The 14,694-nt window shown below is 33.6% G+C and carries 10 protein-coding genes; 5 read left to right on the plus strand and 5 right to left on the minus strand.

Translation table 11 applies throughout. The features are described 5' to 3' along the window. The 4 genes from ACIQZC_RS04745 to ACIQZC_RS04760 form a co-directional block, all read right to left on the minus strand. A partial coding sequence (locus tag ACIQZC_RS04745) for a hypothetical protein (RefSeq protein ID WP_396138091.1) occupies positions 1–1,840 on the minus strand: 1,840 nt, incomplete at its 3' end. 264 nt (positions 1,841–2,104) lie between these two features. Beyond that, complete coding sequence (locus tag ACIQZC_RS04750; RefSeq protein ID WP_396138092.1) at positions 2,105–2,575, minus strand: T9SS type A sorting domain-containing protein; 471 nt, start codon at positions 2,573–2,575, stop codon at positions 2,105–2,107. A gap of 123 nt (positions 2,576–2,698) precedes the next feature. Then, positions 2,699–3,613: a GYDIA family GHMP kinase gene (locus ACIQZC_RS04755; protein ID WP_396138093.1), complete on the minus strand. Its 915-nt coding sequence runs from the start codon at positions 3,611–3,613 to the stop codon at positions 2,699–2,701. After that, the gene (locus ACIQZC_RS04760) at positions 3,613–4,929 is read right to left on the minus strand and encodes a hydroxymethylglutaryl-CoA reductase, degradative (protein ID WP_396138094.1); all 1,317 of its coding nucleotides are present in this window, start codon (positions 4,927–4,929) and stop codon (positions 3,613–3,615) included. Before ACIQZC_RS04760 ends, ACIQZC_RS04755 begins: the two co-directional genes overlap by 1 nt. A gap of 126 nt (positions 4,930–5,055) precedes the next feature. Between ACIQZC_RS04760 and ACIQZC_RS04765 the strand changes: the two genes are divergently transcribed. The 5 genes from ACIQZC_RS04765 to ACIQZC_RS04785 all read left to right on the plus strand — a co-directional run bounded on the left by ACIQZC_RS04765 (position 5,056) and on the right by ACIQZC_RS04785 (position 12,733). After that, complete coding sequence (locus ACIQZC_RS04765; RefSeq protein WP_396138095.1) at positions 5,056–7,227, plus strand: S9 family peptidase; 2,172 nt, start codon at positions 5,056–5,058, stop codon at positions 7,225–7,227. A 26-nt stretch (positions 7,228–7,253) separates the two neighbouring features. Further along, the gene (locus tag ACIQZC_RS04770; protein WP_396138096.1) at positions 7,254–8,969 is read left to right on the plus strand and encodes a peptide MFS transporter; all 1,716 of its coding nucleotides are present in this window, start codon (positions 7,254–7,256) and stop codon (positions 8,967–8,969) included. A gap of 80 nt (positions 8,970–9,049) precedes the next feature. Further along, positions 9,050–10,708 (plus strand): peptide MFS transporter, encoded by a 1,659-nt coding sequence (locus ACIQZC_RS04775; protein ID WP_396138097.1) that lies wholly within the window; start codon positions 9,050–9,052, stop codon positions 10,706–10,708. A gap of 1 nt (position 10,709) precedes the next feature. Further along, positions 10,710–12,212 carry a peptide MFS transporter gene (locus ACIQZC_RS04780; protein WP_396138098.1) on the plus strand — a complete coding sequence of 501 codons (1,503 nt, stop codon included), beginning with the start codon at positions 10,710–10,712 and terminating at the stop codon, positions 12,210–12,212. Positions 12,213–12,265: 53 nt separating this feature from the next. Further along, complete coding sequence (locus ACIQZC_RS04785; RefSeq protein WP_396138099.1) at positions 12,266–12,733, plus strand: thioredoxin family protein; 468 nt, start codon at positions 12,266–12,268, stop codon at positions 12,731–12,733. Position 12,734: 1 nt separating this feature from the next. Here ACIQZC_RS04785 and ACIQZC_RS04790 read toward each other — a convergent pair. After that, a partial coding sequence (locus ACIQZC_RS04790) for a ComEC/Rec2 family competence protein (protein ID WP_396138100.1) occupies positions 12,735–14,694 on the minus strand: 1,960 nt, incomplete at its 5' end.

Raw genomic sequence — 14,694 nt, forward strand, 5'->3', positions numbered from 1 at the left:
TTGTTAGAAGTCCAGGAACTGTTGGCAAATCTGCTGTGCCGTTTAAATCACCGGCTAATTTTATTTTACCTTTTACAACATCGGTTGCATCTGGAATTGTAGCATTAGATATTTGAGCATCCACATACGTTTTTACTGCATTTTGTGTTGGGAATAATACATCACTTGTTCCTAAAGTAGTAACATCTGATTTATTTGCTGTATTTTCTTTTGCGTTTAATACCGTTTGAACTGCAGTTGAAACTGGTTTATCCGCATCGGCGGTATTGTCTACATTACCTAAACCAACTACTGATTTATCTAACATTTGCCAAGTCTTATCTCCTCTCCAATATTGCGAGGTTGTTCCTGCTGTAATAATAGGTTCTTTTGTTAGAAGTCCAGGAACTGTTGGTAAGTCTGCTGTGCCGTTTAAATCACCAGCTAATTTTATTTTACCTTTTAGGGTTGTGGTAGCATCTGGAATTGTAGCATTAGATATTTGAGCATCCACATACGTTTTTACTGCATTTTGTGTTGGAAATAATACATCACTTGTTCCTAAAGTAGTAACATCTGATTTATTTGCTGCGTTTTCTTTTGCGTTTAATGCCGTTTGAACTGCGGTTGAAACTGGTTTGTCAGCATCGGCGGTATTGTCTACATTACCTAAACCAACTACTGATTTATCTATCGTTTGCCAAGTCTTATCTCCTCTCCAATATTGTGAAGTGGTTCCTGATGCAATTATAGGTTCTTTTGTTAGAAGTCCAGGAACTCTAGGCAAATCTGCTGTTCCGCTTAAATCACCAGCTAATTTTATTTTACCTTTTATTGTTGAAGTAGCGTCTGGTGTTGCATTGTTAGCAACAAATGTCTCAACTGCTGCAACACTAGGATACAATGTAGTTGAACCAGTATTTGAAGCTATATTTGAAGTTAAATTTGCTGTCGTTTGCGCACCTGTTACATCTGCAACAGGAATTGAAGTGACTGCTGTCATCGGATTAACTCCATTGCCTTTAACATATCCTGTTAAAGTTGATGCGCCAGTACCTCCATTAGTCACAGTTATTACTTCACCAATTTTGGCGTTTGTAACAGCACCATTTGCAATTTTATTCGTAACAATTCCTAAATCTTTTACTTTAAAAGGACTGGCTGATGTTCCTGCGCCTTCAATGGTAATTTGATCTGAAACCGCACCAAATGATGCTCTATCTACCCAAGCTACATTTCCAGTGGCATCGGTAACTAAAACTGAATTATTTGTACCGGGAGCTATTTTAATTGGAGTTACTGCTCCATTAATTATTTTTGCTGAAGTGATTGCGTTATTAGAAATAATGGGTGCATTTGCTGTTGTACCAATACCGCCTAGATCTCCCGAAAGCTGAATAACTCCTGTACTTATTGAAGTGGCTTCCTCAACATTGGCATTTGCGGCATAATAGGCAAAGGGTACATAAGTAAAAGGTTGATTGCTAATCTCTACAAAATAAGTACAATTTGCCCTTACATCAAGATCAACTTTTAAGTTTTTTGGAGTATTATTCCAAACAACATCAGCAAATGATGAAGCATAACCTCCAATTTGATCTCCTGTTCCAATGATTAAATTGACAATTCCATGTGAATCAGTTGTAACTGTATGCGTTTCCAAATATTCAATTCTTGCATTTGAATCAAGAATTGAAAATTTTAAACATATTAATTTATTAGACAAAGGCGCATTAGAATTGTTAACCCCAGGCAATTCTTCTCCTGATGGGTTTAAAATTAATGCTTGATACGAAATTCCATTTTGAGAATATCCTAATAATGAAACTAATAGGACTACTAGTAAAAATATTTTTTTCATCGTTTTAATATTATATATTTTTAAAACCTAATTGTACTTTATTTATGAAAAAACATTGTTTTTCAATACACTGGAATTCAATACCTATTGTATTAACAAAATACTTTCGGATTGAATTTTTAGAGGTTAAATAATTTCTATTACTAAAAAAATTTGGGGGAAATAATTGATACTTTTTTCGTTTCTTAAAGTTAACTTTATAATTAATTAATACTTTGGTTAAAAAAAACGGAATCAATAAAATTTGTAGGGGATTGTTTTTCATTATTCTTTAATTATTTTGGCGGAGTATTCATAATTCTCCGCTGTCAGTCGTATGAGATATTCTGCACTTGACAGACGGGAGAGATTTAATTTTATTTCGTTATTTTCATTAACTACTACTTCAGAGTGAATTAATCGCCCTAGTATATCAAAAACCATTGCATTGACTTTAGTTCCCGGCGAACTTGAAAATCTGAAGGTTATATATTCTATAAATGGATTTGGAAATAGAGTAGTTTGAATCGAATTAGTGTTGTTATTAATTATTTTACTCCAATTATTTTGTTGAAATCCTTGCTGAACAACATAAGTGCCTGAAGAAGTGCCAGTTACTGATTGTTGCCCTACAGTGTAATTTACTGTAATACCAGAATTAGTAACAACACCTCCACCTTGTGCACTAATCATTTGATGGTGAAGCGATTGCGCTGATGCAGAAACTACAAACAAAAAAAACAGTACTATTCGCATTGTTGATATGGGTAATTAATTTTAAATCAACGGCAAATATATACAATTTTCGTAAAAAGAATAATTATTTATTGTAAAAAAATGATAGAAGATATTAGTCTACTATAGATTTGAACTAATTTTTTATAACACTACCTCATCATATTTTAAAACTATAGCATAGCCTTTTTCAGTAAAATATCGTTTCGGATCATCTTTTGAAAGTACCATTATAAAGTCTCCTCCCCAAGCACCAAGACTTTTAATGACTCCTTTAAAATCTGGAAATAAACGCTCTTTTATTGTGGTGGTTTCTAAGACTTCGCTCATCAATATTTCGTGGTATTCCATTAATTGAGCGAACGCTTCCAGAGTGGTACACTGAACAACTTCCTGCGTAATCGTATTTATTTTTGAATAAATCGAAGGCGATTTATGACGTTGCGTCAAATAAGTTGTGATTGCTGATTTACTACTTTTTTTATGATTTAAATACACAAAATAAATCTGATCCTTAAAGGTAGGATTGAATGAGACGGTTTTAAAGATGGGGATTTCGTTTTCTAATTGGTAAATTATCGGCATATTTGATTGTGCACAAGCAATATCATAACCGCTTCCGCCAAAACTTTTAGCTAATAATTCAAATGCATCGATTTGAAACCATTGGGCAATATTATTAATGAGTGTAGAAGAAGTCCCTAAACCCCAATTTCTTGGAAATGTTAAATGGGTTTCGATTTCATATCCATGACCATTTAAAATAGTGGGATTTTGCAGATTAGCTTGATGTAAAATTTCGATTAAAGTATTTTTTACCGAATCGTTTTTCTCTGAAACGTTTTTGTTTTTAATTTCCGAAAAAGTAAGAATATCTTGAAACCAAATGCTATTATCGGAATCAAAACTCGTCCATTTTAGTTCTTGAGCAACACCTTGTTTTACCGTAAGATTTTGTCCAAAACGAGTAGGAACCGCTATGGCTGACGCACCATCAAGCACAACATATTCTCCTGTGAGCAATAATTTTCCGTTACTGTAAAACGTTTGGGTTGCCATTATTTTCTGATTTGTTCTAAATAATCAACGACTAAACTGTGCGAAATCGTAGTGTCTTTGAAAAATGCTAACACCTGTAGCTTTTCTTCTTTGGTTGCTTGATGTTGGTTTAAAATATTCATCAAATGCATTTTCATATGGCCTTGCTGAATTCCGGTGGTTGTGAGCGAACGCAATGCTGCAAAATTTTGTGCCAAACCAGCCGAAGCTACAATTTGCATTAATTCTTCGGCAGAAGGTTTTCCTAATAATTCCATTGAGAATTTTACTAACGGATGTAACGACGTTAATCCGCCAACGGTTCCTAATGCCAAAGGAATTTCCAGCCAAAAAGTAAAAATTCCGTTTTCGATTTTTACATGTGATAAACTTGAATACTGTCCTGATTTACTAGCATAAGCATGAATCCCGGCTTCCACAGCTCTAAAGTCGTTTCCTGTAGCCAAAACAACCGCATCGATTCCGTTCATAATGCCTTTATTATGGGTTACGGCCCGATAAGGTTCTATTTCGGCAATGCGAACAGCCGTGGCAAATTTCTGAGCAAACTCATTGACATCAATCGTTTTGTCTTCTGATAACTGCTCAATTGGACAAGAAACCTCAGCCCTTACGACACAATTTGGAACATAATTACTCAAAATACTCATTATCACTTGAATATTTTTCTCTTCAAAAGTAAAATCGATATAGTCTTGCGCTTGATTTTCTAATGTTTTGGCAAATTGTTCCAAACACGTATTAATAAAATTAGCACCCATACTATCTTTAGTATTAAAAGTAGCATGCAATTGATAATAATTTGGAATTTCATTCGTCTTGTTTCTGAGTTCAATAGCTAAAATTCCGCCACCACGCTTTTGCATGTTTTTGGTAATTTCTTGCGTATCATCGAAGAATGTAGGTTTTATTTTATTGAAAAAAGTAGTTAGTTTTTCTGAATTTCCATGGAAAAGAAAATGTACCTGACCTATTTTTTCGGTATTGATGATTGTAGTTTTAAATCCGCCGCGTTCTCCCCAAAATTTTGCTGCCTTTGAAGCGGCTGCTACCACCGAACTTTCTTCAATAGCCATCGGAATAGTATAACTTCTGCCATTAATAATAAAATTAGGGGCTACACCATAAGGAAGGTAAAAATTTGTGAGTGTGTTTTCAATGAATTCGTCGTGTAATTTTTGCAAGTTTTCATCGGAATTCCAATAATTGATAAGGATATCTTTAGCCTCTTTTTGGTTGCTAAAATAAGTTGCAGTAATCCAATTGATTTTTTCTTCTTTAGATAGTTTTGAAAAGCCTTTTACGTTTTGTAGCATATAAATAGGTGTTGAAAATGCAAAGATACTAAATATAGTATAATGGGTATTTTAAAATTTGTTGACAAAAACTATATTATTTGTAAAAAAATCACTAAAATTGGACTGTATTTAAGATCACTTAATATGAAAAAAATAACATTTGCCCTACTTTTATTTGTAGTGAGCTCAGTATCAGTAGTAGCCCAACAAAAAATTACGTTAGAAGAAATTTGGGGCGGTGCTTTTCGCACCAAAGGAATGGACGAACTAAACGCCATGAAGAACACTAATCAATACACCGTGTTGAATTTTGATCGTGCCTCAAAAAGTTTTCAAATTGATTTGTATGATTTTGCCACTTTAGAAAAAGTAAGTACTCTTTTTGACACTAAAAATCATTCCGAAATAAAATCTATCGACAGTTATACTTTTGATAAAAGTGAAACTAAAATACTAATTGCTACCAATTCAAATCCTATATTTCGTCACTCGTTTACAGCAAACTATTTTGTGTATGATATTGCAGCTAAAAAAATAACAAAATTCACAGACAAAGCCATTCAAGAGCCCACTTTTTCTCCAGAAGGAAACAAAATTGGGTATGCTTTTGAAAACAATTTATTTGTTCATGATTTTGCATCAGGGGCAACGACTCAAATTACAACCGACGGCAAAAAAAATCAAATCATCAACGGTATTACCGATTGGGTATATGAAGAAGAGTTTGTGTTTGTAAAAGCATTTGACTGGAATGCTGATGGAACTAAAATAGCTTACATTAAATTTGACGAAACCGAAGTTCCTGAATTTTCGATGGACTTATATAATGAAGGATTATACCCTACTCAATCGGTATTCAAATACCCAAAAGCAGGTGAAAAAAATGCCAACGTTTCTTTACATATTTTTGATGTAAAAAGTAACGTTTCGCAACAAATTAATCTTGGAAATTATCAAGATTTTTATATCCCAAGAATTGAATGGACTAGCGATGCAAAGACCTTGAGTGTGCAAGTAATGAATCGTCACCAAAATAATTTAGATTTACATTTTGTCGATGGAACAACAGGAGCCACTAAAATAGTTTTAAGCGAAAAAGACAATGCCTATATTGATGTTACCGATAATTTAACGTTCTTAAAAGACAATAGTTTCATCTGGACTTCTGAGAAAGACGGCTTCAATCACATTTATCACTATGATAAAACGGGTAAATTGAAAAAACAAATTACAAAAGGAAATTGGGAAGTAACTGCCTACTATGGTTTTGATGAAAAGACAGGAACTATTTATTATCAATCGGTAGAAAATGGCTCAATCAATAGAGATGTCTATGCCATTAAAGTAGACGGAAAATCAAAAGTGAGATTGTCATCTAAAACCGGAACAAATACAGCAACTTTTAGTCCTAATTTCCAATTCTTTATTAATAGCTATTCAAGTGCAACTACTGCTCCATCGTATACGTTGAATAACTCTAAAACAGGAGCTATGGTTAAAACCATTGTTTCTAATGATGCGGTAGAAACGAAATTGGCTAAATATGAGGTAACTCCAAAAGAGTTTTTTGTATTAACTACCGAAAAAGGACACCAATTAAATGCTTGGATGATCAAACCAAAAAGCTTTGATGCTACTAAAAAATATCCGTTATTCATGTATCAATATTCGGGTCCAGGATCGCAACAAGTAAATAACGATTGGAACGGAACAGACGATTATTGGTTTATGATGTTAGCGCAACAAGGTTACATTGTAGCTTGTGTAGACGGAAGAGGAACAGGTTTTAAAGGAGCGGCGTTTAAAAAATGCACCCAAAAAGAACTAGGAAAATATGAAGTAGAAGATCAAATTGATGCCGCGAAAGTACTTGGCAAATACAATTACATTGATGCATCAAGAATTGGTATTTTTGGTTGGAGTTACGGCGGATTCATGTCGTCTAACTGTTTGTTCCAAGGTGCTGATGTATTCAAAATGGCAATCGCTGTAGCTCCAGTTACTTCTTGGAGATATTATGACAGTATTTATACTGAGCGTTACATGCAAACGCCACAAGAAAATGCAAGTGGTTACGATAATAATTCACCCATCAATCACGTAAGTAAATTAAAAGGAAACTTTTTATTAGTTCATGGAACAGCCGATGATAATGTACATGTTCAAAACACTATGAAAATGGTGGAAGCATTAGTACAAGCCAACAAACAATTTGATTGGGCAATTTATCCCGATAAAAACCACGGAATTTACGGCGGTAAAACACGTCTACAATTATATACTAAAATGACGAATTTCATTAAAGAAAAATTATAACCAACCAATAAACTAAAACAAATTATATGAGCGAAGTAGCAGCAAAACAAAGTCATCCAAAAGGCCTTTGGGTCTTATTTGGAACCGAAATGTGGGAACGTTTCAATTTCTATGGAATGAGAGCGATCTTAACCTTATTTATGGTGAATTCGTTATTAATCAAAGAAGCCGATGCAGCCATTATATATGGTGGATTTTTAGCCTTGTGTTATTTAACTCCGCTATTAGGAGGATTTATTTCTGATAAATACATTGGGAATCGATACAGTATTATGCTGGGCGGAACGTTAATGGCTATTGGTCAATTTTTATTATTTATTAGCGCCTCAACATTTGATTCGAGCTTAGGGAGTGCTAAAATATTTATGTGGGTTGCTTTGTTTGTCATCATTTTTGGTAATGGTTTTTTCAAACCAAACATTTCATCAATGGTGGGAAGTTTGTATCCAAAACAAGAAAAAAGTAAACTAGATTCGGCTTTTACCATTTTCTACATGGGAATTAATATCGGTGCATTTTTAGGTCAATTTATTTGTCCTTGGGTTGGTGATGTTAAAGATGCCGATACCGGAATTAGAGATATTTTTGCATTCAAATGGGGATTCTTAGCTGCTTCAATTGCAATGATTATTGGAACAATCACATTTTTTGTTTTAAAAAATAAATATGTAGTAACTCCAGAAGGAAGGCCTATTGGTGATTTACCAAAAAACAGTGTTAATGATGATTTTGAAGAAGGTGAAACACAAACAGCTAAATTTACAGGAAAGGCAATTGGAATTGCAGTAGTGTTATTTGCTGCTTTATTCTTTATTTTCAGATTTATATTAGTAGGAGAATTTGGTTTTAGTGCCGTTGAAATGGGGCAATTAATCAAAGGGCTTATTTATCCATTTATTTATGCTGCAGGTATTTCATTAGCTTATTTAATTATGAGTTCTGCCGAAAATAAAGTAGAAAGACAACGTATTTGGGTTATTTATATCGTTTCGTTCTTTATTATTTTCTTCTGGGCAGCTTTTGAGCAAGCAGGTTCATCGTTAACCTTTATTGCAGATAATCAAACGGATAGAAGTATTTTTGGATGGAATATGCCACCGTCAATGGTGCAAATTTTTAATGGGCTTTTTGTGGTTGCTTTAGCGTTACCATTTAGTTTATTATGGGATAAACTAAGAGCAAAAGGTAAAGAACCTGTTTCGCCATTAAAACAAGCCATTGGATTAGCCTTAATTGCATTAAGTTATTTTATCATTGCACACAATGTAAAAGATTTAGGCAACACTGGATTATTAGCAATTAAATGGTTAATGCTATTATACTTAATCCAAACTATGGGAGAGTTATGTTTGTCTCCTATCGGATTATCTTTGGTAGGTAAATTAGCACCAAAACGTTTTGCTTCATTATTGTATGGGGTTTTCTTTATCTCAAATGCGGCAGGTTATGCTTTAGCGGGTTCGTTAGGAGCAATTATTCCTGCAACAGGCGATAAATTTCAAAAAGCAGAAACAATAGGTGTAAATCTTCAAGATGTATTGGATAAAAAAGTAGCGTTAACTGCAGAGCAAGTAGCATTATTTGAAAAAGAGCAATTACCAGTTGAATATACTTCGTTTGCTGGATTTGAAATTCATAATTTATATGAATTCTTTATGGTGTTTGTTGTGTTGTGTGGTATTGCAGCAATTATCTTAGCCTTTTTATCTCCTCGTTTAAAGAAAATGATGAATGGTCTTTAAGCGAATCAATTAAAATATTTTTTATATCTTTCAAGCCTACAAGAAACCCTTGTAGGTTTGTTTTTTTAATACAATACATTATGTGGAAAAGTCATCCTAAAGCATTGCCTTACTTGTTTTTATCTGAAATGTGGGAACGTTTTGGTTATTATTTAATGATTGGTATTTTTACCCTTTATCTTAAAGATGTAGAAGCCGGATTTGCCATGACCGAGAAAGAAGCGTCTGATTTATACGGAACTTTTATCGCCTTGGTTTTCTTAACACCTTTTATTGGAGGATTAATTGCCGATCGTTATTGGGGCTACAAAAAATCTATTGTAATAGGCGGAATCATGATGGGCGCAGGTTATTTCATGATGGGAATTCATGATATTACAATGCTATATGTAGCTATGACCTTAGTAATTGTAGGTAATGGATTTTTTAAACCCAATATTTCAACGCTTTTAGGAAACTTTTATTCCGAAGATAAATACAAAGAAAAGAAAGACGAAGGCTACAATATTTTCTATATGGGAATCAATGTTGGGGCATTCATATGTAATTTTTTTGGTGCCGCTTTACAAATTTTATTGGGTTGGCAATATGCGTTCATGGCAGCTGGAATCGGAATGTTTATTGGGGTAATCGTTTTCATATTAGGAACCAAACATTATGGCACTCAAACCGAGAAAAAAGGAGTGCAACCTGGCGATATGCCTTTTTATAAAATTGTGCTATTTATTTTAGTCCCATCAGCGGTTTTTGGAGTAATTGGTTGGTTGTTAAAAGGAGTAACTTCTGAAGCAAATCCAAGTGGCTACATTTTTGGTTCTGATAGTACCGATGCTTTTATTTTTGCTTGTATCCCCGTGATTTTCTTCTACGGAAGTTTGTATTTCAAAGCCAAAGTGGAAGATAAAAGACCTATTGGTGCGTTGTTAACTATTTTTGCCGTAGTAATTTTATTCTGGGCGGTATTTAAACTAAATGGTTCGGCACTTACCACTTGGGCAGACCGATATACGGATAGAGAAATTAAAGGAAATACACAAGCAGTTTTCAATGGTTTAAAATTAGCCAAAGAGGTCGAATACAAAAAAGACACGGTTGAACTATACGATGCGAGTTTCCGAATTCAAAAAGTAGATGGTGAAGTTCAAAAAACAGTCGATTACCCGGTTTATTTTAGAAACGTAGCCAAAGATAAATTGCCAGAAGAAGGTTCAAAAGTATCGCTTTGGGCCACCAATTTAAGTCAGTCAATCAATCCAGGTTGGGTCATTATTTTAACACCATTAGTTGTAGCGTTCTTCACTTTTTTAAGAGGCCGAAAGAAAGAACCTTCAACGCCAACAAAGATTGCATTCGGTTTATTAATCTCAGCGTTATCCGTTTTAGTAATGGTTGCTGCCGTTAATATGGGCGCAAACGGATCTGAAAAAGTAAGTGTTTGGTGGTTAGTAGCCAATTACGGGGTCATCACTATTGGTGAATTATTTTTAAGCCCAATGGGATTATCAGTGGTTTCAAAATTGAGTCCCACAAATATCACTTCCTTAATGATGGGCGGTTGGTTTTTAGCTACTTCCATCGGAAATAAATTAAGCGGCGTATTAGCAAGTCTTTGGGACACCTATGATAACAAACAAGATTTCTTTTGGATTAATTTCGGATTATTATTATTTGCTACTTTAATAATGTTTATGTTACTGAAACAATTGAATAAAGTAATGCAAGAAAAAGGGATACATTAAGATGCAAACAATAGAACAAATTCAAGATTTTAAAGGAAAATATCCAAAACAATTGTGGTATTTATTCTTTAGCGAAATGTGGGAACGCTTCTGTTTTTATGGAATGCGAGGTATGTTAGTGGTTTTCATGGTAAACCATTTAGCCATGGATGAAAAAACCGCAAATTTACAATATGGCGCCACGCAAGCCTGGGTGTATGCCTTTACGTTTATCGGTGGTTTATTTGCTGATAAAATTTTAGGATTACGAAAATCGCTTTTCTGGGGTGGTATTTTGATGATTTTAGGAAGTATTATTTTGGCTATTGATCCAAAAAATTTCTTTTTTATTGGAATCAGTTTTACCATTGTGGGTACTGGTTTTTTTAAGCCTAATATTTCTTCTATGGTGGGCCAATTATATAAAGAAGGCGATCCTAGACGCGATGCCGGATTTTCGTTTTTCTATATGGGAGTAAATCTTGGAGCATTAATTGGTGGTTATATTTGTATCGCTGTTGCCGAAGGATCAATGTGGCAATCCCTTGTTCCAGAACATTTACGATGGAATGTTGGTTTTGGTTTTGCAGCTCTTGTAATGATCATTAGTTTGTTGACCTTTACACAAACCCAAAAAACATTAAGTACAATTGGACTTTCTCCTTTACATGAAGTAGCAACTTCAAAACGAAAAATATTAGAAATAGCAACTTATTTAGGCTCTTTATTAGTAATTCCTGTTATCATCATTATGGTTGCGAATACTAAGTATACCGATTATTTTATGATGATTATCGGACCTGCTTCTATTTTGTATTTGTTTTATGAAATGAAAAACTTCTCGGTTTCAGAAAATAAAAAACTGTTAGCTGCTTTAGTATTTATTATTTTCTCGATTTTCTTTTGGGCATTTTTTGAGCAAAGTGGTGGCTCTTTAAGTTTATTTGCCGCTAATAATTTAAACAATACCATTGCAGGAGTTGAATTAAGTCCGAATGGTGTAAACAATTCTGCGAATTCATTATTTGTAATTGGTTTTGCGGCTTTAATCGGTTTGGTTTGGTTATGGATGGCAAAGAAAAAGATTGAACCTAATACTATTATTAAATTTGGATTAGCCTTTTTGTTTTTAGCGGGAGGTTTTTGGGTGTTTTACTACACACAATTTTTTGCCGATTTAAACGGAAAAACATCTCTTGGTATCTTTACGCTTGGTTGGTTGGTCATTACTTTTGGTGAATTGTGTTTGTCGCCTATTGGGATGAGCGCTATGACAAAATTATCGCCACAGAAAACACAAGCCGTTATGATGGGAATGTGGTTTTTAGCTAGTGCTTATGGCCAGTATTTCGCTGGAATTTTAGGTGCTAATATTGCAGAAGCATCCGAAAAAGCAACCAATATTGAAAAACTAATTTTGTATGCTGATGGATACAAACAACTAGCCATTTATGCCTTTATTTTAGGAGTTGTTTTAATAGCAATTTCGCCCTTAGTTAAAAAATTAATGCAAGAAGTTAAGTAAGCAATACTTTTTGGCATTCAAATTGATTATTTTTGTTCTATAAAATTTAAAAAATGAAAAAGATTTTAGTTATAGCGTTTTTAACTTTGACAACGATGTCATTGCAAGCGCAAGAAGGGTTAACTTGGCATACCGATTTATCCAAAGCTACCGATATTTCGATTAAAGAAAATAAACCCTTATTTTTATTTTTCACAGGATCCGATTGGTGTGGATGGTGCATTCGTTTACAAAAGGAAGTGTTTAAAACGCCCGAATTTGTTAAATGGGCTAAAGAAAATGTAATTTTAGTGGAGCTAGATTTTCCAAGAAAAAACGAACAAACTGAAGCTGTAAAAATGCAAAATGCGCAACTTCAACAACAATTACAAGTAAGAGGATATCCAACGGTTTGGTTTGTAAGTGCAACAAAAACTGCTGATGCAAAAGTTAATTTAAACGCATTAGGAAGTTCGGGTTATGTTGCTGGTGGTCCACAAGTTTGGATCGACGGTGCCAACCAAATTATCAAAAAGAAGTAAATTATTTCAATCTATAGAATCCCTTTTCGGCAATAGCATGAAAAGGGATTTTTGCTTTTCTACAAGTCGCTTCCCAACGTTTAGTACTGTTTTTATAGTTGCTTTTATCGGCAATGATTACTTTCGGATGTGTTGTTTTAATTAATCGGTCTAAGTTTATTTTTGGATTTTGGATAAGGAGCACAATATCTGGTTTTAATTTTGTTTGGTATATTCCGATACTATCAATAATTAATATTCGTTTTTGGTTATAAACAAGTACATTTTGCATCGGAAAAACCGCTAAAGAATCTGAAAACGTGCCTCTTACGTAATGTTGTACTGTTGGATAATGAGTAGAAGGTGCGTCAGTATAGGCTATTACTTTATTTTTAGTCTTTATTCCGATGAGTGTTTGTTTTTCATTGAAAATAATCAATTCGGAAGACTCATTTTCATTCCATTTTACTGAAAGATAACTCAACTGAAAGCAAAAAAGCGCCAATAGAATATAACTAATTTGTTGGTTTTTTTTGGAATACATCCAAAATATCAGAGCGATAAGCACTAAATATAGCGTTAAAACCATCAATGCTGAAAATGAAATATTGGAAATAATTCCTTGTTTAAATTGGGCAATCCAATGGATGTAATCATTCATAATTTTGATTGATAGTTTTAATACTTTTCCTAAATAAACTGCAAGTTCAGGCAATATAAAGTTTAATCCTAAAAGTATAATTCCGTAAATTAACACAAAACTTGACAAGGGAATGATGACTAAATTTGCGAGCAAAAAGAGTAAGGGCATTTGATTAAAATAATATAAACTTAAGGGCAAAACTCCTATTTGAGCTGCCATGGAAACGGTTATTAAATCGATGAAATACAGCGCAATTTTATTTTGGGTAATATGAAATTTCTTGTAAATAGGTTGGAATAAAACAATCGACAAAACCGCTGCATAACTCAATTGAAAACCAATGTCAAAAATAGCGTTTGGTGAAAACAACAAAATAAGCAAAGCCGAAGTAGCCATAGCGTTATAAATCGCTTTTGACTGGTTGAAATACGTTCCAACACTTATAAAACTAAATAGAGTAACAGCTCTAGTAACCGATGCAGGAAGTCCGGTTAGCAAGGCAAACAACCATAACACTAACAAAACCAATACTAATTCAATTTCTTTTCCAAATCGAACGCTCCGCAAAGGCTTCAATAAAAAAATAAGGAAGAAATACAATATAGAGATGTGTAGTCCTGATATTGCTAAAATATGAATTACCCCAGCATTGGAATAATCAGTGATAGTTGCTTTATCAATCGCTACGCGCTGACCCAAAAGCAATGCATCAATTATTGCTTTTGTCTTTGCATCAAAATGATGAATGGCAAAACTATCGCTTAACGCAATGCGCAGTTTTTCAATATAATAATTAAAATTTTGATGTTGCTTTATGATTTTTATCGAGGAATTTTTGAGATAAATTTGATGCCCAATGTTTTGTTTTTCTAAATAATTTGCATAATTAAATTGGTACGGATTATAAGCCTTTGGAATCGAATAAATGGACTCGTTTAAAGAAATTTCGGTACCAGAATGCAATACAATTTTAGATTGTTTAGGTACATAAAGCAGTATTTTCCCCGAAGCATTTTTTTTGTTAAACCCATTTATTTCAAGAACATATTTTACATATTTTTCGTTAGGTTTTAATGCTGTTTGAATAATCCCTTTAATAGCATTTGTAGATTCAAAAGTTTGTTTAGAATAATGATTTGCAGCATTCTTATCCACATGGACAAAATAAGTAAACATGCCTAAAGTGGCAGAAAGAATATACGTTCCAAATCCAAAACTGGTATTTTGAATTAGCGCGTTGTGATTTTTATACCACGCAAAACCAAATAGAATTGCACTTATAAGTATGCCATAAAAAAGAAATGACAAAGAAAATGCAGCATATTCTTGCAGAATTATG

Source organism: Flavobacterium sp., from assembly GCF_044338735.1.
Taxonomy (GTDB): Bacteria; Bacteroidota; Bacteroidia; order Flavobacteriales; family Flavobacteriaceae; genus Flavobacterium.

Bases quoted from the DNA above. Each gene is read 5' to 3' on its own strand.
- ACIQZC_RS04750 (WP_396138092.1), bottom strand. From the start codon at position 2,575: ATGCGAATAGTACTGTTTTTTTTGTTTGTAGTTTCTGCATCAGCGCAA.
- ACIQZC_RS04755 (WP_396138093.1), bottom strand. From the start codon at position 3,613: ATGGCAACCCAAACGTTTTACAGTAACGGAAAATTATTGCTCACAGGA.
- ACIQZC_RS04760 (WP_396138094.1), bottom strand. From the start codon at position 4,929: ATGCTACAAAACGTAAAAGGCTTTTCAAAACTATCTAAAGAAGAAAAA.
- ACIQZC_RS04765 (WP_396138095.1), top strand. From the start codon at position 5,056: ATGAAAAAAATAACATTTGCCCTACTTTTATTTGTAGTGAGCTCAGTA.
- ACIQZC_RS04770 (WP_396138096.1), top strand. From the start codon at position 7,254: ATGAGCGAAGTAGCAGCAAAACAAAGTCATCCAAAAGGCCTTTGGGTC.
- ACIQZC_RS04775 (WP_396138097.1), top strand. From the start codon at position 9,050: ATGTGGAAAAGTCATCCTAAAGCATTGCCTTACTTGTTTTTATCTGAA.
- ACIQZC_RS04780 (WP_396138098.1), top strand. From the start codon at position 10,710: ATGCAAACAATAGAACAAATTCAAGATTTTAAAGGAAAATATCCAAAA.
- ACIQZC_RS04785 (WP_396138099.1), top strand. From the start codon at position 12,266: ATGAAAAAGATTTTAGTTATAGCGTTTTTAACTTTGACAACGATGTCA.